General features: G+C 36.5%; 20 protein-coding genes. 2 read left to right on the forward strand and 18 right to left on the reverse strand.

Translation table 11 applies throughout. The features are described 5' to 3' along the window. Positions 1–37: 37 nt before the first annotated feature. From ftsZ to RZ79_RS07350, 11 genes are all read right to left on the reverse strand, one after another. On the reverse strand, positions 38–1,270 hold the full coding sequence (gene ftsZ / locus RZ79_RS04450; protein WP_034531789.1) for a cell division protein FtsZ: 1,233 nt from the start codon (positions 1,268–1,270) through the stop codon (positions 38–40). A 29-nt stretch (positions 1,271–1,299) separates the two neighbouring features. Then, positions 1,300–2,661, reverse strand: coding sequence for a cell division protein FtsA (gene ftsA / locus RZ79_RS04455; RefSeq protein ID WP_034531792.1), 1,362 nt, complete (start codon positions 2,659–2,661; stop codon positions 1,300–1,302). A gap of 109 nt (positions 2,662–2,770) precedes the next feature. Further along, complete coding sequence (locus RZ79_RS04460) at positions 2,771–3,658, reverse strand: cell division protein FtsQ/DivIB (protein ID WP_053795636.1); 888 nt, start codon at positions 3,656–3,658, stop codon at positions 2,771–2,773. 15 nt (positions 3,659–3,673) lie between these two features. After that, entirely contained in the window at positions 3,674–4,765 is a 1,092-nt protein-coding gene (gene murG / locus RZ79_RS04465; protein WP_054450223.1) for an undecaprenyldiphospho-muramoylpentapeptide beta-N-acetylglucosaminyltransferase, read from the reverse strand. Next, positions 4,765–6,144, reverse strand: coding sequence for a UDP-N-acetylmuramoyl-L-alanine--D-glutamate ligase (murD, locus tag RZ79_RS04470; protein ID WP_054450224.1), 1,380 nt, complete (start codon positions 6,142–6,144; stop codon positions 4,765–4,767). Before murD ends, murG begins: the two co-directional genes overlap by 1 nt. Before the next feature lie 23 nt (positions 6,145–6,167). Next, positions 6,168–7,124, reverse strand: coding sequence for a phospho-N-acetylmuramoyl-pentapeptide-transferase (gene mraY, locus RZ79_RS04475; protein WP_053796012.1), 957 nt, complete (start codon positions 7,122–7,124; stop codon positions 6,168–6,170). A 21-nt stretch (positions 7,125–7,145) separates the two neighbouring features. Next, positions 7,146–9,299 carry a penicillin-binding transpeptidase domain-containing protein gene (locus RZ79_RS04480; RefSeq protein ID WP_054450227.1) on the reverse strand — a complete coding sequence of 718 codons (2,154 nt, stop codon included), beginning with the start codon at positions 9,297–9,299 and terminating at the stop codon, positions 7,146–7,148. Beyond that, positions 9,296–9,673, reverse strand: coding sequence for a hypothetical protein (locus RZ79_RS04485; RefSeq protein WP_034531801.1), 378 nt, complete (start codon positions 9,671–9,673; stop codon positions 9,296–9,298). Before RZ79_RS04485 ends, RZ79_RS04480 begins: the two co-directional genes overlap by 4 nt. 20 nt (positions 9,674–9,693) lie before the next feature. Continuing rightward, positions 9,694–10,641, reverse strand: coding sequence for a 16S rRNA (cytosine(1402)-N(4))-methyltransferase RsmH (gene rsmH, locus RZ79_RS04490; RefSeq protein WP_054450229.1), 948 nt, complete (start codon positions 10,639–10,641; stop codon positions 9,694–9,696). 18 nt (positions 10,642–10,659) lie between these two features. Further along, entirely contained in the window at positions 10,660–11,085 is a 426-nt protein-coding gene (gene mraZ / locus RZ79_RS04495; protein ID WP_054450231.1) for a division/cell wall cluster transcriptional repressor MraZ, read from the reverse strand. Between the two features lie 172 nt (positions 11,086–11,257). Then, complete coding sequence (locus RZ79_RS07350; RefSeq protein WP_080997459.1) at positions 11,258–11,608, reverse strand: DUF3397 family protein; 351 nt, start codon at positions 11,606–11,608, stop codon at positions 11,258–11,260. A gap of 116 nt (positions 11,609–11,724) precedes the next feature. On the opposite strand from RZ79_RS07350, the gene RZ79_RS07170 reads away from it, so the two are divergent. Continuing rightward, a complete protein-coding gene (locus tag RZ79_RS07170) occupies positions 11,725–11,844 on the forward strand; it encodes a DUF4044 domain-containing protein (RefSeq protein WP_080695541.1) in 120 nt (39 codons plus the stop codon). Between the two features lie 39 nt (positions 11,845–11,883). Here RZ79_RS07170 and RZ79_RS04500 read toward each other — a convergent pair whose 3' ends face one another. From RZ79_RS04500 to yjbM, 6 genes are all read right to left on the reverse strand, one after another. Then, the gene (locus tag RZ79_RS04500) at positions 11,884–14,256 is read right to left on the reverse strand and encodes a DNA translocase FtsK (protein WP_054450233.1); all 2,373 of its coding nucleotides are present in this window, start codon (positions 14,254–14,256) and stop codon (positions 11,884–11,886) included. Positions 14,257–14,275: 19 nt separating this feature from the next. Continuing rightward, complete coding sequence (locus RZ79_RS04505; protein WP_053795643.1) at positions 14,276–14,788, reverse strand: tRNA (cytidine(34)-2'-O)-methyltransferase; 513 nt, start codon at positions 14,786–14,788, stop codon at positions 14,276–14,278. 14 nt (positions 14,789–14,802) lie between these two features. Continuing rightward, positions 14,803–15,654, reverse strand: a complete 852-nt coding sequence (locus RZ79_RS04510; protein WP_054450235.1) for a methyltransferase domain-containing protein — start codon at positions 15,652–15,654, stop codon at positions 14,803–14,805. A 95-nt stretch (positions 15,655–15,749) separates the two neighbouring features. Beyond that, entirely contained in the window at positions 15,750–16,637 is an 888-nt protein-coding gene (locus RZ79_RS04515; protein ID WP_054450237.1) for an RluA family pseudouridine synthase, read from the reverse strand. Next, the gene (locus RZ79_RS04520; protein WP_053795646.1) at positions 16,630–17,439 is read right to left on the reverse strand and encodes an NAD kinase; all 810 of its coding nucleotides are present in this window, start codon (positions 17,437–17,439) and stop codon (positions 16,630–16,632) included. Before RZ79_RS04520 ends, RZ79_RS04515 begins: the two co-directional genes overlap by 8 nt. 2 nt (positions 17,440–17,441) lie before the next feature. Further along, positions 17,442–18,074 (reverse strand): GTP diphosphokinase, encoded by a 633-nt coding sequence (gene yjbM / locus RZ79_RS04525; RefSeq protein WP_054450239.1) that lies wholly within the window; start codon positions 18,072–18,074, stop codon positions 17,442–17,444. Between the two features lie 179 nt (positions 18,075–18,253). On the opposite strand from yjbM, the gene RZ79_RS04530 reads away from it, so the two are divergent. Further along, entirely contained in the window at positions 18,254–18,895 is a 642-nt protein-coding gene (locus tag RZ79_RS04530) for a DsbA family protein (RefSeq protein ID WP_054450240.1), read from the forward strand. Between the two features lie 38 nt (positions 18,896–18,933). On the opposite strand, the gene pepF is transcribed toward RZ79_RS04530, so the two are convergent. After that, positions 18,934–20,733 carry an oligoendopeptidase F gene (gene pepF, locus RZ79_RS04535; protein WP_054450242.1) on the reverse strand — a complete coding sequence of 600 codons (1,800 nt, stop codon included), beginning with the start codon at positions 20,731–20,733 and terminating at the stop codon, positions 18,934–18,936. Positions 20,734–20,771 lie beyond the last annotated feature (38 nt).

Below are 20,771 nucleotides of genomic sequence, written 5' to 3' on the forward strand. Positions count from 1 at the left end.
TCAATTCATTCCCTTCAAAGAAATCTAGAAAAAGTGATTAGTTCTTACGACGGAATTTGAAGAATGGAGGTAAATCGTCATCGCTTGATTTATCTTCCTTTTGATTGTCACTTGAGTTGTTAGCATCAAATGGATCAAATTCTTTCTTTTGTACGTTTTCAAAACGTGTGTCAGATGGCTTATCGTTATCTGTGCTTTCGTCGTTAGTTCTAACGTTACCTTGGTCTTCCTTGTGATGTCTTGGGCTAACTACCTTACCAGGAGTTTCTGAAACTCTTGATGGACGCGCTTGGCCGTTTAGTAGTTCTTCTGGACTAGTTTCGATTCCTGTAGCAATAACAGTAACCTTGATTTCGTCGCCTAGGTCTTCATCAATTGAGGTACCAAAGATAATGTTTACATCGCTAGTTGCAGCTTGAGCAACGATATCTGAAGCATCTTGGGCTTCAAATAGTGACATGTCGGGGCCACCAGTGATGTTTAATAATACTTGTTTTGCACCATCAATTGAAACTTCTAGCAATGGTGAAGAAATAGCCTTCTTGGTTGCTTCTGCAGTTCTGTTTTCACCTGTAGCAGTACCAACACCCATAAGTGCTGAACCAGTGTTTTGCATAACAGTCTTAACATCAGCAAAGTCCAAGTTAACGTATCCAGGACTAGTAATTAAATCTGAAATACCTTGAACACCTTGTCTTAATACGTTATCAGCTTCTTGGAAAGCTTCCATCATAGGTGTCTTCTTATCAACCATTTCTAGTAGACGGTTGTTGGCGATTACGATTAAGGTATCAACGTTTTCCTTTAATGCTGAAACACCTTCTGCAGCATATTTAGATCTTCTTGGTCCTTCAAAAGTAAATGGTCTTGTAACAACACCAACAGTTAAGGCACCTGAGTCCTTAGCAATCTTTGCAACGATTGGAGCAGCACCGTTTCCAGTACCACCACCCATTCCGGCAGTTACGAATACCATATCTGCACCTTGAAGTGCTTCTGAGATAGCTTCTTCACTTTCTTCAGCGGCCTTAGTTCCAACTTCTGGATCAGAACCAGCACCTAAACCTCTAGTTAATTTAGGTCCTAATTGAATTTTTGTTTCAGCTTTTGATGTGTTTAATGCTTGAACATCGGTATTTGCAACGATAAATTCAACACCTTTAACATCTTCAGCAATCATACGGTTAACGGCGTTACTACCACCGCCACCTACACCAATAACTTTAATTTTTGCGCCTTGGTTTTCAGTAGAATCTAATGAAAATTCCATTTTAACTTCCTCCGTGTACTTCTGTTATTTTATTCGAAAAAGTCTTGGTAAAAGCGTTTAAGTCTTCCCTTAGTGCTTTTAGCTAGTTTTGAACCAGACTTTTTAGGTTTACTTGGTTGTTGTGGTTGATTATCTTGTTGAATGTATTCAGATGAGTTATCGATTACATCATCGCCATAATCGTTACCAATGAAATCATCATTGGATTGGGTGTTGTTCACTACAGTTTTGCCTTCTAGTGATGATCTTACTAACACTTGAATTTCACTCATGTTAGCACGATAAGTTACTAGTGACAATGGAAGTGAAAATGATGGGTGTCTTAATCCCATTTGATCTGGAATGTAAACTCTAACATTAGTATCAAATCTATCGGCTGCTAATTCTGAGATTCCAGGCAATGCTGCAACTCCACCAGTTAGAACAATACCTCCAGGTAGATTTAAAGCAGAAATGCTGCTTAAACTCTTGTACATTCTAGTAAAGATTTGGTCTACTCTAGCTTGAATGATTTCTGCTAGGTATTTTTCAGAAATTCTGACTGGTTGGCTTTGACCAACAACTTCAATTGGAAATTCATTGCTTTCTGATGCTTCAATTTCATCAGCGTAACCGTAATCGCGTTTAACTTTTTCGGCACTTTCTAATGAAGTGTTAAGCACTACCGAAATGTCTTTAGTGATGTATTCTCCACCTTCACTATCTACAGTAGTGAATTTTAGTTGATGATCATGAACAACAGAAGCAGTTGTTTGTCCACCACCTAAATCGATTAGAACAGTTCCAAAGTCTTGTTCTCCGTCATCTAAAATGGTCATGCCTTGTGCTAGTGGCATGTTGATGATTGAAGATGGATTTAATCCAGCTCTTTGAACCGCTTTTCTAATATTATGGATGATAGTCTTTGGTCCAGTGATGATTCGACCCTTCATTTCGAGTCTTACACCGACCATACCTCTTGGGTCCTTAATACCGTCAAATCCATCAACGATGAATTCGTCAGCTAAGGTATCCATAATTTCTCTTTCTGGTGGTAGGTTTTTAATCATTGCAGACACAGTAACGTTTTTAACGTCTTCATCTGAAATTTCTCTTGATTGATCTGAGATAGCAACCATTCCGCTGCATGGTTCAATCTTTAATTGGTTGGCAGGAATACCAACAATCACATCATGAATTTGAATACCAGCTTTTTCTTCTGCCTGGTTAACAGCTCTTCTAATTGATTCAGAAGCCTTGTCAATATCGACGATGATGCCTCGGCTAACACCTTCAGAACGTTCGTTTCCTAAACCTAAAACGTTCATTTGGCCCTTTACTTTTTCGGCAACAATCACCTTAATTGACGTAGTTCCAATATCCAATCCAACATACATTTCTGAATTCATTATCTAAGGGAACCTCCAATTAAGCATAATTATTCTTAGACACTCTAGTTTATATTTAAGTTAGTTATAAGTTAATTTTAACACAGGAGTGGACAACTCTAAAGAACCATTATTAGTTTCTTTTTTTAGTTGTAGTTGTTGTTTTCTTAGCATCCTTATTTAGCGTTTCTTTAAGCTTAGTTTTTGTAGATGCTTTAGTGGTTGTATTGCTACTTTTTTTCTCATCATTGATTGGGAATGAGTAAGCACCAACCTCTAAATTAATAACACTTTTTGTTTTTAATTGAGTGGCTATTGATCGATAGAAGCCCATCTTATCATTAAAATCGTGCATTAAGATAATAACGCGATTCCCATCTCGCATATAAACGTGTAATTCATCCGAGTACACCTTAGTTGGTGAGTATGAAATGACACGAATGTTGTCTCTGATGTCCTTAGGTAGCTTTAAATACTTTTCAATCATTGATTTCAATAATGACTGATTATTAAATTTCACTATATAAGGCATCTTAGAATCATTAGGGTTCTTTACAGCAATATTAGTAACCTTTCCGTTTTCTAATATTAGATACTGCTTGTTGCCACGAGTTTCATAACCAATTTCTTTGTATGGTGAAACTGAAACAGAAAGATGATTAAATCCCGTAAATTTAAAATCTAACGATTTAACGCGATGATCATCATTAATAACCCTTTGGTTAATTTTATTTTTATGACCAATAACTTTAAAAATACTGTCCCCTTCATCTAACTGAAGTTCTCTCTTAATATCTTTTTGAGAGATATATCCGTTTCCATTAACGCTAATACTGCTAATTCGACTCATTGGTGAAACCAAATAAATCAAGATTAGTAGCAACACCACCAATGGAATGATGATATATGAGGAAGATTTCATTTTATTTTTTATCTTTTGCTTATGCAATTCAACAAAATCATCGGATATTCTTGAAGCCTTATTCGAGGATTTTTTTGAGGAAAACAATTTAGACTTCATAGTAAAGTTCCTCCATTAACGGCAAATTGATTTTGCAACTTCCAACAGACGACTTGCGGCATCACGACAACCCATTTTCCTTGAGTTTTCAGCCATCTCGTCTCTTTTTGCCTTGTCATTCATGATAAAGTCAGAATTTTCAATTAATGTCTTTGCGTTTAAATCATTCTCAGTAATGATTAAAGCAGCATCATTTTTTACCAAACTTAAAGCATTCTTGGTTTGGTGGTCAGCAGTAACATATGGGCTTGGAATTAACACTGATGGAATACCAAGTGCAGTAATTTCAGCTAGACTGGTAGCCCCTGCTCTACCAACGATTGCATCAACTTTTGGTAAAACGTTTGGCATATCAGCAATGTAATCCTTAATTACGACATTATCGTTGATTGTTTGTCCTTTTAGTTGTTCCATAACATCATCATAACGCTTTTTACCAGTAACGAACACGACTTGATAATTCTTTTCGTTGTATTGACGAATGCTTTCGCAAACAACTTTATTAATCTTCAATGCACCTTGGCTACCACCAAAGATTAAAAGTGTTGGAACATCATTTTTTAATCCGTATTGGTCCCAAGAAAAATCAGATTTTAAGTTTGCAACTTGTTGGGCACGTGGGTTACCAGTGTACACTGTTTTTTCCTCGGGAAAAAGACTGATGGCATCTTCGAATCCAACGGCAATCTTGTCAACGTGTTTGCTTAGGAAACGGTTAGTTAAACCAACCACACTATTTTGTTCGTGAATCATTGTTGGAATCTTCATTTGTGAAGCTGCATAAACAACGGCTCCAGAAACGTATCCACCAGTACCAATCACGATATCTGGTTTGAATTTTTTAATTAACTTCTTTGATTTATGTAGACTCTTTAAAAACAAACTAACAGTTTTTACGTTGTATAAAGAAAGAGAACGTTTGAATCCTTGGATTTCTAATTCTTCAAAAGCAATGTTGTGCTTTGGAACGATATCCTTTTCCAAGCCTCTAGTTGATCCAACATATAAAACTTCAGCATTTGGATCAACTCTGCGAAGTTCTTCAATTAATGCTAGTGCAGGATAGATGTGGCCACCAGTTCCTCCACCTGAAATCATTAGTCTCATTAGTTTTCTTCCTTTCTACCTGTTTTTTGTTCTACTAGTTGGATGAATTCGTCCCCTCTTTGTTCAAAGGTATCATATTGATCCCAACTAGCATTAGCTGGAGACAATAGAACAATGTCGCCTTCTTCACTCATTGCCCATGCTTCATCCACAGCTTCTTTCATGTTGTTTACAATCTTGATGTTTTTAACGCCAGCCTTCTTAGCAGTATCTGCTAACAATTCCTTAGTTTCACCAAATAAAGTGATTGCCTTAACGTGGTCGGCGAAATCCTTTTCGAGTTTTTCAAAAGTGTAACCACGATCTAATCCACCCGCAATTAAAACAACGTTGTCTTTAAAACTTCTCAAAGCCACTTGGGTTGCTTCAATGTCTGTAGCCTTGGAGTCATTGTAGAACTTTCTACCATCAGCAGTTAATACGTATTGGACACGGTGTCTGACACCACCAAATGTACTTAGCGCCTTCTTAATTGCAGAATTACTCTGGCCCATAATCTTTGCAACAGCAATTGCTGCTAATGCGTTTTGGACGTTTTGTTGACCAGGCACTCTAATTTCATCGATGTTCATAACGAATTCATCTTTAAAGAAGATTTGTTCATCTTTAACATAAGCACCATCTGTACTTACTGCGTCGTATGAGAAAGGAACAACCTTAGCCTTACTACGCTTGCTCAATTCACGCCATTCTTCATTATCAAAATTCACAACGAAGTAGTCGTTCTCATCTTGATTTTCTGTGATGCGCATTTTGGCGTTAACGTAGTTTTCTCTGGTCTTATGGTAGTCAAGATGGTTAGAGAAAACGTTATTTAAAACAGCAATGTGAGGATGTAATGTCTTAATGCCAACTAACATGAAACTTGATAGTTCTAAGACAATGTCATCATCCTTAGTTGCCTTTGTGGTAACAGTACTTGCTGGAACACCAATGTTTCCGGCAACGTACGAACATCCAGTAGTTCTTTCTTCGTTTAGGATGTCATTAATCATAGTTGAAACGGTTGTTTTACCATTACTACCAGTTACACCAACAATTGGTGCTTCACTGACTTGACTGGCAATTTCAACTTCAACTGTGATTGGAATATTTCTTTTAATTGCTTCTTTAATTAGTTCATTATCGTAAAAAATTCCAGGGTTCTTGACGATTAAATCAAAATTGTAATCATCTAAAATCTTTGGACTTTGTTTAGCATCAATTACCTCAACGCCAATTTTTTTTAACTCTTCTTTTGCGTCCGATTTCAAAGGATTAGCGTCATTTAACCAAACGTTAGCGTTTAATTGCTTTAATAATTTAGATGCATTGATTCCACTCATTCCTGCACCTAAAACTAGTATGTTTTTATTTTGATAATCGTCAATATTTTTCATAATTCATGCTCCCAAAAATATTATTATAAAATAATTGATAAAACTCCGGTAATTGCCAATATAGTACCTACAGACCAGAAGACAATATCAATCTTCCATTCTGACCAACCTAGCATTTCAAAATGGTGATGGATTGGTGACATTAAGAACACTCTCTTACCAGTAAGTTTAAATGATGTAACTTGAATCATTACACTCAATGTTTCCAATACAAACATGAAACCAATCCAAATTAATGAAAGTTCATGATGAACCAGAATTGATACGGCAGCTAAAGAACCACCAAGTGCTAATGATCCCATGTCTCCCATGAAAATCTTAGCTGGCTTGTGGTTGAATACCATAAATGCACATAGTGAACCAACTACTGCTAAACAGAAAATAGCAACATCCATTTGATGTTGAACTAATGCAACAACTGCATAAGCTAGGAAGGCAATGATTGATAATCCACTAACTAGACCATCTAAACCATCAGTTAAGTTAACTGCGTTTGAGAAACCAGTTAGGTAGAAGATAATGAAAATTGCGTAGAACCAACCAAGGTGTAAATCACCCATAAATGGAATCTTTAGTGCTAGTGGAAAGTGGTGTGCATAAACGAAAGTAAAGATTAGTCCACCCACGATTTGACCCGCTAGTTTTTGCCATGCTTTTAGACCTTCATTTTGACGTCTAAACAGCTTGATACTATCGTCCCACATTCCTAATAATCCGTACAATACTAGGATGAACAATAGGATTAGTAGTGTTGGGTTCATCATGTGAGCAACCCCACCACTAATTAGTGACGCAATAATGATTGCAATGATGAAAAGAAGACCACCCATTGTAGGTGTTCCTGATTTCTTTTCATGCCACTTTGGTCCTTCTTCTCTAATCATTTGGCCTTCATGCTTTCTTCTGAAGTAGCCAATTAGAGATGGCATAAAGATTAATGTAATTAAAAAACTAATTATGATTGGTAAAACAATATTCATAAACATCCTGATTTCAATCCCCTATTTAAATTTTATGGTTACCTTGGTTCCACCATCTAGACTTTCCCCTGGTTTGACGGATTGCTTATAGGCAAATCCATCACCGTCAAGTTCGGCATCAATACCTGCCATTCGACAGTATGTCGCAACATCATATCTAGACCAGCCCTTTAGGTTAGCCATCGTCTTACTGCCGTTGGTTTGAACAATTACCATTCGATTCTTTGAAACTTTTTCGTTGGCATCAATTGATTGATCTAATACTTTATCCCCGTCACCAATAATTGCATATTTCAAACCAGCATCTTTTAGTGCTGCCTTAGCTTCACTAGTAGACTTACCAGTAATACTTGGAACCTTTAGACTATTTTCGCTTTCAGCATTTACGTTTTCTTCCAATGCCAATCTCATCACTGGGTTAAAGATTTCAGCCATTAGTTGTGAGGCTGTCTTAGTTCCAGTTAAATGAGGTTGTTTCATCGTTATATATAAGATGTATTTTGGATTATTTGCTGGTGCAATTCCGGCAACTGAGTATAGGTAACTATCATCACCAGATTCGTATCCAGACTTACCATCACTGACTTGGGCAGTACCAGTCTTTGCGGCAATCTTGTAACCTGGAATCTTGTATGCTCCACCAATACCATATGATTTATAAACAACATCTTCCATATGTTGAATAACTTGTTTTGCTGTATTTGCGGTAATTGGATGACCAACTACCTTCTTTGGATATGATTTAATGACCTTCTTGGTCTTTGGATCCACAATCTTTGTAACAAGTCTTGGTTGTAACATTGTACCACCGTTAGCGATTGAAGTTAATGCTCTCATCATTTGCATTGCATTAACTTGGATACCTTGTCCAAACGCTGTATTAGCTTGTTCGATTGGGTAGTTAAATTGAACGCTTCCTGTTTCTTCTCCAGGGAAGCCTAAGTTAGTTGAAGTAAAGAATTGGAAACGGTTCATGTAGTTGCGCCAAGTCTTAGCACCCATTTGTTGTTCAAGATGGGCCATGGCAACGTTACTTGATAATGCGAAACCTTTGTTGTAAGTAATGTTACCCCAACCGTTTGTATTCCAGTCAGGAACAACCTTACCATCAACTAGGTATTTACCAGAATGATATGTGGCGTTTCCGTTATAGTGACCACTATTAATTGATGATGCAACAGTGAAAATTTTCATTGTTGAACCAGGTTCGTATGAATCTTGGATTAATGTGTTACGCCAGATACTACTTAGTCCCTGCTTGGTAGTAGCGTTAAATGTAGGACGTTGAGTAGCAGCTAAAATGTCACCAGTTTTAGCATTCATCAAAACGGCATTCATTGTCTTTGGATGAACTTGGTTGTAAACACTGGTCATTTCAGTTTCTAGTAAAGATTGAAGTCGGTAGTCTAAAGTAGTGTAGACGTCGTCACCATTCTTGGCAGGCTTATTAACACTTTCACCGTTATCAACTTCCACACCTGCATTGTTTAGTTGAGTGGTCTTGTATCCATTCTTACCAGTCAATAGTTCGTTATATACCTTTTCGATTCCCATTTGACCAGTTAGTGATACCTTGCTATCACTAGAGTTTGAGTTAGCAGACGCATATCCAATGATGTGAGAAGCAAAGACACCATTTGGATATAGTCTTGATGGTTGTTGTAAGAAATTCAAACCAGAAATATGGTATGAATCCAGTTTTTGTTTTTGAGTTAATGAAATGTTAGTACCGGCTGAACCAAATTCAACTTGGAATGCATTGGTACTAGGATTTAGATCCTTTAATGCTTGTTTATATGAAATTGATAACACTGAAGAAATGGCTTTGGCAGCTTTTTCCTTATCAGTGATGTACATTGGCTTGTTATCTAAACCAACTTGTTTCTTATTCAAGATGGCATACATTGTATAAACGTTAGTGTCTTCGGCAAGAGGTTGTCCGTTTGCATCATAAATAGTTCCACGTTTAGCAGAAATAACGTTGCTTTGAGTGTACAAACTCTTTGCCATTTCGCTTAAGTTGTATCCACCAACGTTTTTAAATACTGATACATATGTAAATCTCAATACCATACACAAAAAAACGCCTAGACATAGCAATAGTAAAAATTGTCCATAGCGGCTACGGTTTTCTCGGCGTTTTTTTTGTTTGTTCCGATTATTTAATTTATTCATTTGCTAACATTCCTTACGTTTTTATTGGACAAAGATAAATCGGCTTGTTTAGCAATTTTTTGTAGACGATTTCCGCTTTGAAGTTCACTTACTTCTTGCTTTAGTGTACTGTTATCATCTTTAACCTTGCCTAATAAATTAGTTGTTACTTGAAGTTCTGTGGCGTGGTTACCTAGTGAGATCTTTTCACCAACTAGTCCAACCATCAAAAAGAATACAAGTGAACATCCTAATATTACAACAGTTTTTTCAAATTTTGACAATCCAAGTCTTACATTTGATTTTACTTCTGGATTTTGTTGTTTTTGTTGTTCCCCTGCGGAGTAATAACCAGGGGTAGCGTATACGCTATTAGCTAGATTATTTTGTGCCATCAGATTAACTCTTCTCTCTATTATTTATTAATTCTCTCAATAACTCTCAATTTTGCACTATGTGAACGATGATTATCTCTCAATTCGTCATCACTCGGTAGTATTGGTTTCCTATTAATTAATTTGTAGTCAGGTTTCATGGCGTCTGGAATGATTGGTAAACCACTTGGTAAATCTTCAATCGTGGTCTTTTCCTTAAACATTGTCTTAACCAATCGATCTTCTAATGATTGGAAAGTAATGACGCTTACTCTTCCGTTCACATCAATTAAATCGATTGCTTTTTCCAATGATTCTTCCAAAGCACCTAGTTCGTCGTTCACCGCAATTCTCAATGCCTGAAAGACTTTCTTGGCAGGATGACCACCGTGACGTCTAGCCGCGGCTGGAATTCCTTCCTTAATCACATCAACAAGTTGTTCTGTTGTGTCGATTGAATGGTTTTCTCGGTTCCTTTCAATCGCTCGTGCAACTTGCTTAGAAAATTTTTCTTCTCCATAACGGAAGAAAATCTTCACTAATTTTTCGTATGGCCATTCGTTGACGATTTTCCATGCGTCTAATGGATTTCTCTGATCCATTCGCATATCTAATCGTGCATCGTGTTGATAACTAAAGCCTCTACTTGCGTCATCAAACTGTGGAGATGAAACTCCTAAGTCATACAGAATTCCATCAACAAATTGAATTCCTAATTTATTCATTTCTTCTTGAATGTATCTAAAGTTGCTTCTAACAAAGGTAACCTTATCCTCATCTATGTATTGCTTGAGATTAGTTTTGTTATATTCGATTGCCACTTCATCTTGATCGAATGAATAAAGATGACCAGATGTTAATTGTGACAAAATTCGGGCACTGTGGCCTCCCCCACCAAGGGTACAGTCGATGTAAATGCCATCGGGTTTAATATTTAATCCGTCAACTGCTTCTTTAAGTAGTACAGTTTCATGATGAAATTCCGTCATAATTAGTCACCTTCTTTTCTAAAAATCAATTAAGTCTTCAGCAATGTCGTCGAACTCTTCACCAGCAGTTGCTGAGAATTCGTCCCACTTTTCCTTGCTCCAGATTTCAATTCTTGTGGAAACCCCCACAATCACACATTTCTTTTCGATACCCGCGTAATCAATCAAAGTATCTGGAATGTTAATTCTTCCTTGGCTATCAACCTTACTTTCGTCGGCGGCTGAGAATAGAAAACGTGAAAAGTATCTTGCTGACTTCTTGCTTACAGGAAGTTGATTAATCTTTTCTTGAACCTTTTTCCATTCATCCATAGGATATCCGAATAAACATCCATCAAGTCCACGTGTGATGATGAAGTTCGCACCTATTTCTGATCTAATCTTGGAAGGAATGATCAAGCGCCCTTTTGAATCTATTGAATGTTCATATTCACCCATTAACACGCTTCTTCACTCCTTCCAATTTATATTACCTTGATTTTACCACTATCCACCACTTCGTACCACCTTATTATTAAATTTCTTCCAATATGTACTAATTTTCACCACATTTAGATTAAAATCCACTAATTTTAGACAATAAAAAAAGAGCTACCAACATTGGTAGCTCAAGGTTTTAAAGCGTTTTGGCGGCAATTATCAAAATGGTGGAGGGCCAGACCACAAAAAAGTAAATTACTGAAAATCTCCACAAGAATTTGTAAAAAATCCCCACTTTGGCATTACTACGTGTGAACAAGTAGTAGATTGCGTAGATAATCCCAATTATAACAAGTCCTAACCATACATATGGTAAGAAAGATTGATCGTGTTTATCCAATGATAATTGGTAGATATCATAACTCATGATAATTGGAAAGAAATCACTCGCTCTAATCGAAATCTTATAAAGTTTGCTAATAATTTTTTTGACGATATTGAACAGTAATGAAAATAAGAATAAAAATACCACCTGAACTAATACCATGGTCAAAAATCCAAACGGAGAAATAACAATCACCTCAATATGAATTAGTTTGCATTATTCGCTGATGAACTGTAAACTTTAAAATATATTATTAATTGCGGAAAGTGGTGTTAATAATGGCTAAGAAAAAGAAATCTAGATTTCAAATCATTACCATGATTTTTGTCTGGTTAATGATTATCTCAACTGTTGGTGGTTTAGTACTAGGTGCTGCCTTCCAACTATTTGAAAACTAATAAAAAATGGAACCTATCAAAATGATGGGTTCCATTTTTTTAGTCATTATCAGGTTGTTTATAAACCTCTCTTGGTTTACTTCCTTCCTGAGGGCCAATGTAACCACGTTGTTCTAAGTCATCAATAATTCTAGCTGCGCGATTATAACCGATTCTAAAGTTACGTTGTAGTAATGATGTACTTGCCTTTTGTTCTTTTACAACAAAGGCTAGTGCGTCATCGAATAAGTCGTCTTGATCTTCGTTTTCTTCGTCGACCTTGATTTCTTCATCCGTAACAATCATATCGTCGTCATATTCGGCAGGTTGTTGTTCTTTAATATAATCTACCACATTTTCAACATCTTGATCAGATATAAATGCACCTTGCACACGGCTTGGCTTATTCTTATCAATTGGTAGATATAACATGTCCCCACGACCTAATAATTTTTCAGCACCATTAGTATCTAGGATAGTTCTAGAATCAATCCCACTTGAAACGGCAAAAGCAATTCTAGATGGCACGTTAGACTTAATTAGACCGGTAATAACATCAACTGATGGACGTTGAGTTGCCAAAATCATGTGAATTCCGGCAGCACGTCCCATTTGTGCCAATCTAATGATGGCACCTTCGACGTCATTTGAAACAGTCATCATCAAGTCAGCCAATTCATCAACAACAACTACGATGTATGGAAGTGGTTTTAAATCGCCACGTTCTTCTTCGGTCATCCCTTTTAAATATTCATTAAACGTACTAATCTTTCTTTGATTATGCTTAGCAAACAAGTCATATCTGTGTTCCATTTCCGCAACAACCTTGTTAAGGGCTCTTGCAGCCTTCTTAGGTTCTGAAACAACTGGTGATAGCAAGTGTGGAATCCCGTTGTAAATTCCTAGTTCAACCTTCTTAGGATCAATTAGCATCATCTTAACTTCGCTAGGTTTAGCATTCATTAAAATGCTAGTAATGATTCCGTTGATGGCAACGGACTTACCACTACCAGTTGAACCAGCGATTAATAGATGAGGCAACTTAGTTAGGTCGGTTGTAATAACATCCCCACTAACGTTTCTTCCCAATGGCACTGTCAATAATCCATGCTTGGATTGTTGTGATGTTTTGACAACATCCTTAAATGACACCATCGCGACCTTCTTATTTGGTACTTCAATCCCGATTAATGATTTACCAGGAATTGGTGCTTCAATACGAATGTCCTTAGCTGCTAATGCCAAGGCCAAGTCGTCTGCTAGGTTAACAATCTTGCTAACCTTAACGCCGATTGCTGGATGTAATTCATATTCAGTAACTGAAGGTCCCAAGTTAACATTTTTAATTTCGGCGTCAACACCAAAACTGTTCAATGTCTTCTTCAATACGGTTGTATTATGGTCGATGTTTTTAAACTCATCTTTTTGGTCACTTCTAGCCACATCGGATAACAAGCCAATCGGTGGCAATTGATAGTTGGAATCATCAATATCCTTAATATCGATTCCCTTACTATCATTTTCGGTGTGTCCGTTGATAATTTCAGATAGCTTTGGTTTGTTTCTGGTATCTTGATTGTAGTCGTCTGCTGACTTAAAGTCTGAACGATCCAAGTTAGCTTCTGGCTTACTCTTTACCTCTGGTTTTTCAGGTTCGTTATCCATCCAACCTGAAAGCTTAATCTTAGGCTTTTCTTCAACAGAAGCTGGGTTCTTTCTTCTTTGAACCCTAGACATTGGATTAACGTCTTCGACTTGTTCTTCATCATCTTGATTATCTTGTCTTTCTTCTAAGTGGCGTTGCTTACGTTCTTCAATTGCAGAACCAATCTTTTGTGATGATTCTTCGGAGTATTTTCTAACGTTATCCATGACTTTATTCATTGGAACGTTAAAGAATACGATTAATCCGACAATCATCATAATAATTGATAGGATTTCTGATCCCAGAATTGAAACTAAGAAATCAAATACTACTAATAAGCATGCCCCAATCATTCCACCACCAATTGATGAAGCATCGGTTAGGTGAATGAAATCCTGGCTAATTAAAGATAGTGTCTTTGATATAAAGGCATTGTCGCTACTGTTTGAAAACAATAATGCTGATAAGAACAGTGTTAAACCAAGGTAAAAGATGGTTCCACCAATTATCCAACGCTTATTGTATTGAAGCTTAGGTCCTTTAATTAGGTAGATAAACCCGACAACTAGTGCAATCAATAATCCAAATGGACTACTATCTCCGATAAAGAATCTAACGATATTATCGAAAGTGATTCCTAAAAAGCCCAATTTAAAGAGACTGAATGCACTGACCAAAATCATAATAAATCCAATAATATGATTTTGATACTTGCTATCGATATTAAATAATTTGGCATTGGTGGTTGTTTTTTTCTTTTTACGCGCGCTTGTTTTTCTCTTTGCCAAATTGATTACCCCTTATCATTTATTTTAGTTTGTCGTATTCGTACTTGTGTGTTCTTTCAAGATTTGGAAATGATTGTTGTCTTAACGCTTCGTAAATAACGATGGCACATGTATTTGATAGGTTCAATGCACGAATGTGAGTGTCATCTTGTGGAATTCTGATTGCCTTTTCTTCATTATCACGCATGAACATTTCAGGTAATCCAGTGGTTTCCTTACCAAACATGAAGTAGTAGTTGAAGTCATCGTCCGTGTAATCACGATCTGTGTAGTCGTGGTTAGCAAACTTAGATACTAGGTAAAGTTTGTCCTTTTCGCCTAAAGTGTTCATGAATGCTGGTAAGCTTTCGTGATAGTTGATATCAACCTTGTCCCAGTAGTCTAATCCAGCTCTTTTTAGATGCTTGTCATCAACTGAAAATCCTAGTGGTTTGATTAAATCCAAAACAGTGTCGGTACCGGCACATGTTCTAGCAATGTTACCAGTGTTGGCTGGCATTAATGGTTCAAATAAAACAATATGGTTAGTCATAATTTTTCCTCGCTTTAAAACTGATTATCTAATATTGATACATCAACTGTGATTGATGTTAATGATTCAACTTCTGCTTGTGTTAAATCTTTCGCATTATGGCCCCAATGAAGTGGTGTCATAATCATTAAATCGTGAGTTAACTCCTTAGGTAACTCAACGGTGTATTTCACATCGTATTTCTTCGCATTTGGATAATGCTCCATAAATAGATCGACAACCTTTTGGTTATCATAGCTACTGTTTTCGCTATCATTACCATAAAGTTTTTGACGCAATTCAAATAGGTAACGTGAGTTTGGCACAATCTTAATCAAGTGACCCTTAGGTGCAATGATTCGATTGAATTCCTTGTAAGCTGATGGTGAAAATAAATCCATAATAATATCAATGCTTTGATCATTAAATGGAAGGTTCGCCAAATCAGCAATACAGAAAAACATTTGGTCGCTTAATTCACTGGTTGATAGATTGACCCCTGGTTTAGAAATATCAAAGCCAATCGCACTATCCACGTTTTTTCTTAAGTCTTCCAAACGTTTTAGTGGTGTTCCTTCTCCACTACCGATGTCAACGATGTTCTTATGCCCGGCATCGATTAGTTCATTAATCTTTTGTAAAATCCCATCGAAGAAACCAGCCTGCATAATCCTTCGTCTAGATTCTAACATATTCCCATCATATTCTGTATTCACCTTATGGTTAATAAATTGAATGGTTCCCTTTTTGGAAATATCCAATGAGTGGTTGTTAGGACAAACGATTGAATTATCAACTTGGTTAATAAATGATTCTTTACATACTGGGCATCTAAATAAATCGATATTTTGTTTTAAAAATTGCTTTGCAATTTCGATTTTTTTCATATTTAAATCATCCTTATCCAATTCAATATATAAGTATATCATATTCGTAAAGCCTTCATTTACAGGAACTAAAAAAAGCCCCTAATATCAAGATATTAGAAGCCTTGAATAATTGATGACATATCTGTAGGAATTTTTGATTCACAGACTACGTCTTGTTGTATAAACGGATTATAAAATTTCATTTTATAGCAGTGTAATGCCTGACGATCCAACTCATTGTTGTCTGGATTGTAAAGCCAATCACCAATTAGTGGATGACCAATTGCTTCAAAGTGAACCCTGATTTGATGGGTTCGACCGGAATGCAGCTTAATCTTAACCAATGAGTGACTAGGTGTGTTTTTTTCCACCCATGCCTCCGTCTTGGAAGGTTTTCCACCCTCTATCACACATCTTTTAATAAACGAACCAGGTTGTCGATCAATCGGTAGATTGATTTCTAGATGTTTGTCATTCAATGGATTTTCCACAATTGCGAAATACATCTTTTCAATTTGATGGTGTTGCATTTGCTTATCCAATACCGAATGTGCAAAGTGGTGCTTGGCAAAAATGATAATCCCACTGGTGTCCATGTCTAATCGATTCACGATATGAATCTTTTGATTATCGTAATCTTGTCTTAGGAAGTATCCCTTCACTCGATTAGCAATTGTATCATTTTTATATAGATGGGATGGTAGACATGCCACATGAGCTGGTTTATCAACAATCAAAAAGTGATCATCTTCATACAAAATGTTGATTGGTAGATTTGATACCGCAATGATGTCGTTGGCTGGTTCAGGTGGTAAAGTAATCGTCACCTCGTCGCCCTGTGCCAACATGTAATTGACCTTCTCTTCAACACCGTTGACTACAATTTTGCCACCTTCGAATTTAATCTGTTTCAATAGTGTGCGCGAAATACCATTTTGGCGTAAGAATGTTCTTAATCGGATGGGACTGTCCTGTTGATTGGACCAGGTGAAACTAGTCATCCTCATGAACTCCGATAAATGAATTACTTACACGTTTCCAGAAATGGGTATGACGATATTGGGCGAAGTAAATTCTATCGTTGCAGATGGAATATGAAATTGATTTAATTGGACGATCAGAAATCAATAACTGGTCACATGTTAAAATGTTGTGCTTGGGTGAATCAGGAACGATTGTGATTGTTTCATCAGGTGGCACAATTACAGGTGAACCCAATGTTCTAAAGACACGGTTATTGATTGATGCCATTTCTGATACTTGAATTGCGTTTAGTTGAGGGTTGATGATTGCCCCACCAACTGACTTGTTATAAGCGGTAGAACCGGTTGGTGTGGAAACGCAAAGTCCATCCCCTCTAAACTTTTCAAAAAATTCATCCTTGATGTAAATATCAGTAACCATTGTTCCGTTAATGCGTTTTAGGGTGGATTCATTTAACGCAACGAAACTATCGTCTGGTCCACCATCGGTGTATTGAACCTTGATTGATAGCAATGGATAGCTAACGCTTTGACCATTATCGTCTTCCAAACTGTCAACTAGTTCTTTTACTTCGTAGTCACGCCAGTCGGTGTAAAAACCAAGGTGGCCCGTATGGATTCCGACAAATCGAATCTTGCTAATTGCATCGCGATAATGATGAAAAGCTGACAAAAGTGTTCCGTCTCCTCCAACAGAAATCACAATTTGCGGATTTAATCCATCGTATTCAAGTTTTTCAGACGCATCAATTTTTTCTTTTAATTGTGTAGCAACCTTTTTGGATGTAAATCCGTCGTTACTATAAATTGCAACCTTCATAACTATTCATCCCTATTATGTTCATTTTTGGTTCCATCTTCTTGAGTTTCAATTAACTCATCTCTGATTTCAGACATCCCTTCATCCAACTTGAATGCTGTTTCCGCAGATTGTTGAAGACGTTTCTTCAATCCTTCTGGGAATTCACCATTGTATTTGTAATTTAGGGAATGTTCTACTGTTGCCCAGAAATTCATGGCAAGTGTTCTTACCTGAATTTCGGCTAAAATTTTCTTTTCTCCACCGACTAATTCGATTGGATACTCAAAAACAATATGGTATGAACGATATCCACTAGCTTTTTCACGATTAACATAGTCACGTTCTTCCAAGATATTAATATCGCTTCTTCTTCTAAGAATGTCGACAACAACATAAATGTCATCAACAAAAGGACACATAATTCTAAGGCCCGCAATATCTTCCATATCTTGAGATAAACGATCTTCTGATACATAGCGGCGTTTCATTTTTTCTTTAATACTGTCGATTGGTTTCACTCGACCAGTAACAAACTCAATCGGACTTCTTTTATCCGATTGAATGAATTCTTTACGAATTCCTCTTAATTTGACCTTTAATTCACCTACGGCTTGTTCGTATGGGAATAAAAAGTCACTCCAGTTTTTTATCACTAGGCTAACCTCCTTGTTAAACCTAATTTACTACACTATTTTACCACACTATTCAAGAAGTAAAAAAGCAAACAATTTTTTACTGTTTATGAGCAAAATGGTTGTATTTACCGGTGTATTTGGTATTCTATTTAATGGAATTTATAGAACGAAACAAAAATCTTAATGGAGGGATAAAAGTGTTTGAACTATTTCTGTTTATAGATCCATTGTGTAAAGCATGCAGGAATTCAGAAAATACCGTTTTACAGATTTCTGAAGACGTTGATTCAAAATTTAAGTTGCAGTTCATTCCGATTTACAATCTAAAGGTTGTCCAAACCGACTTCTGCAACTCAAACAATCAACTAAAAAAGCGATTATCTTCTGAAGAACTTTCTGCCTTATACAGAAACGTTGTCTTAGATTATAAGGCTGCCTTATTCCAAGGTATGAAAAAAGGACGTAAGTTCTTAACAGCGATTCAGGATAAACTATTGACTGAAGGTTACATCTACTCAGATGAAATGGCAATTGCACTTGCCGAGAAATGCGGTCTAGATGTTGAAATGTTTAAGGAAGATCGTCGTTCAAACCTTGCTAAGAAATCAATCAAAAAAGACCAAGATTTGGTCCAAAACATGAAGATTGAAAAACCAGCCTCAGCTGTTATCTTCAACTGTGAAGGAAACGATGATGGTATTTTAACTGATGACATTGAATACTCAACATTATTCAATGCCTGCTGTGATAAGAACTTAACTCCCGAATACTTAAAGGATGCGTTAAGTGAAAGCAGTCTAAAAGAAACTAAAATGAAACACCTTCGTGTTCTAAAATAAAAAAAGCTTCCAACAAAAAGTTGGAAGTTTTTTTGTTATTAAATTAATGATTCTAATTCGTTTAATCTTTCTTCAAAGACCTTAAATGCATTTTCTAGGTAGTCGGCATTGGTCATGTCGATACCAGCTTTTTTCATTACGTTTAATGGATAATCAGAACTACCTGATTTTAGGTATCCGATGTATTTATCAATCGCTTCTTGGTCGTGGGCACAAATGCCATCTGATAAATCAATCGCGGCAGCAAAACCAGTTGCGTATTGATATACATAGTAATTCATGTAGAAGTGCGGAATTCTAGCCCATTCATATGCAATTTCTGGATCTGATACCACTCCGTCACCGTAATAGCGTTGGTTTAGCTCGTAGTAAAAATCACTTAACATCTTAGCTGTTAGTGGGTTACCAGCTTGTTCTTGTTGGTGGGCAAAGTCTTCAAATTCAGCAAATTGAGTTTGTCTGAAAATAGTTCCTTTGAAACCATCTAGGAAGTGATTTAATACGTACTTCTTAACTTCAACATCATCGGTATTCTTCAAAAGATAATCGGTTAAGATATTTTCGTTAGTGGTTGATGCGATTTCGGCTAAGAAGATTGAATAATCACCATATTGGAATGGTTGATTATGGGTTGTGTAGTAACTGTGCATACTGTGACCTGATTCGTGAACCAGTGTAAACAAGTTATCAAGGTTATCTTGCCAGTTTAAAAGAATATATGGGTTAGTGTCATATACACCTGATGAGTATGCCCCACTTCTCTTTCCCTTATTTTCAACTACATCAATCCAACGATTGTTAAATTCTTCCTTGATATGATCAATGTAATCATCCCCAAGGATTGATAATGCCTTGATTGATTCTTCCTTGGCTTCATCAAAGTTGTATGAGATTGGTGAGTTACCAAATAATGGTGTGTATAAGTCATACATGTGCATTTCGTCTAATGAAAGTAATTTCTTTCTTAGATTAACGTAACGATGTAGCAAAGGTAGATACTTATTAACAGTATCAATTAGTTGTTGGTATACCTTTTTATCGATGTGGTTATTGCTCAATGCAGCTTCCTTAGCTGAGGTAAAGTGACGCATTGAAGCTCTAAAGTTATGAACCTTCACTTCACCAGAAAGTGTTGATGCTAATGTGTTCTTGAATTGGTTATAAACTGTGTATAACTGTTGGAATGCTTCCTTACGAACACTTCTGTCTGTGGATTCAAGTAACTTACTGTAAACACCGTTTGATAGTTCGACCTTGTTACCATCTTCGTCTGATACGACCGGGAACTTCAAGTCGGAATTGGTCATTACACCATATACGTTTGAAGGAGTATCGAAGATGTTACCTAAACTTGATAGAATTTTTTCGTGTTCAGCATCTAGAATATGGTCCTTTTGACTGAATAGTTCGTCAAAGTAGTGTGTGTAATCTGCTAATTCTGATTCTTCAGATAGCATCTTCTTTAGGTCATCTTCACTAATGTTTAAAACTGCTGGTTCAAACCATGCTAGTGCTGATGATGCTTTAGATGCTAAATCGGCACATCTAGCATTCATGCTTTGATATTCTGAATTTGATGTATCAGCATCACTCTTCAATGATGAGTATACATATAATTTTTCAACTTTACGTTCTAGTTTTTCGATTGCTTTTAAGTCACTTAAAAGTGTTTTGGCATCAAAATGATCAGTCTTTAACTTTTCGACAGCTTCAACTTCTTTGGCGCATTCTTTGAAATCCGCTTCAAAATCATCGTCTGTCTTATAAATAGTTGTTAAATCCCAGGTTAATTTTTCTGGTACTTCTGATCTCTTTGGTAATTGTTGTACTTCACTCATAAAAACACCGCCTTTTGAAATATACTATCTCCATCTTA

This window comes from Apilactobacillus kunkeei DSM 12361 = ATCC 700308 (assembly GCF_001281265.1).
GTDB classification, from domain to species: Bacteria; Bacillota; Bacilli; order Lactobacillales; family Lactobacillaceae; genus Apilactobacillus; species Apilactobacillus kunkeei.

Bases quoted from the DNA above. Each gene is read 5' to 3' on its own strand.
- murD (WP_054450224.1), bottom strand. From the start codon at position 6,144: ATGAAAAATATTGACGATTATCAAAATAAAAACATACTAGTTTTAGGT.
- murG (WP_054450223.1), bottom strand. From the start codon at position 4,765: ATGAGACTAATGATTTCAGGTGGAGGAACTGGTGGCCACATCTATCCT.
- RZ79_RS07350 (WP_080997459.1), bottom strand. From the start codon at position 11,608: ATGGTATTAGTTCAGGTGGTATTTTTATTCTTATTTTCATTACTGTTC.
- RZ79_RS04520 (WP_053795646.1), bottom strand. From the start codon at position 17,439: ATGAAGGTTGCAATTTATAGTAACGACGGATTTACATCCAAAAAGGTT.
- mraY (WP_053796012.1), bottom strand. From the start codon at position 7,124: ATGAATATTGTTTTACCAATCATAATTAGTTTTTTAATTACATTAATC.
- RZ79_RS07170 (WP_080695541.1), top strand. From the start codon at position 11,725: ATGGCTAAGAAAAAGAAATCTAGATTTCAAATCATTACCATGATTTTT.
- RZ79_RS04505 (WP_053795643.1), bottom strand. From the start codon at position 14,788: ATGACTAACCATATTGTTTTATTTGAACCATTAATGCCAGCCAACACT.
- RZ79_RS04510 (WP_054450235.1), bottom strand. From the start codon at position 15,654: ATGAAAAAAATCGAAATTGCAAAGCAATTTTTAAAACAAAATATCGAT.
- pepF (WP_054450242.1), bottom strand. From the start codon at position 20,733: ATGAGTGAAGTACAACAATTACCAAAGAGATCAGAAGTACCAGAAAAA.
- RZ79_RS04480 (WP_054450227.1), bottom strand. From the start codon at position 9,299: ATGAATAAATTAAATAATCGGAACAAACAAAAAAAACGCCGAGAAAAC.
- rsmH (WP_054450229.1), bottom strand. From the start codon at position 10,641: ATGACGGAATTTCATCATGAAACTGTACTACTTAAAGAAGCAGTTGAC.
- ftsZ (WP_034531789.1), bottom strand. From the start codon at position 1,270: ATGGAATTTTCATTAGATTCTACTGAAAACCAAGGCGCAAAAATTAAA.
- RZ79_RS04460 (WP_053795636.1), bottom strand. From the start codon at position 3,658: ATGAAGTCTAAATTGTTTTCCTCAAAAAAATCCTCGAATAAGGCTTCA.
- RZ79_RS04485 (WP_034531801.1), bottom strand. From the start codon at position 9,673: ATGGCACAAAATAATCTAGCTAATAGCGTATACGCTACCCCTGGTTAT.
- RZ79_RS04515 (WP_054450237.1), bottom strand. From the start codon at position 16,637: ATGACTAGTTTCACCTGGTCCAATCAACAGGACAGTCCCATCCGATTA.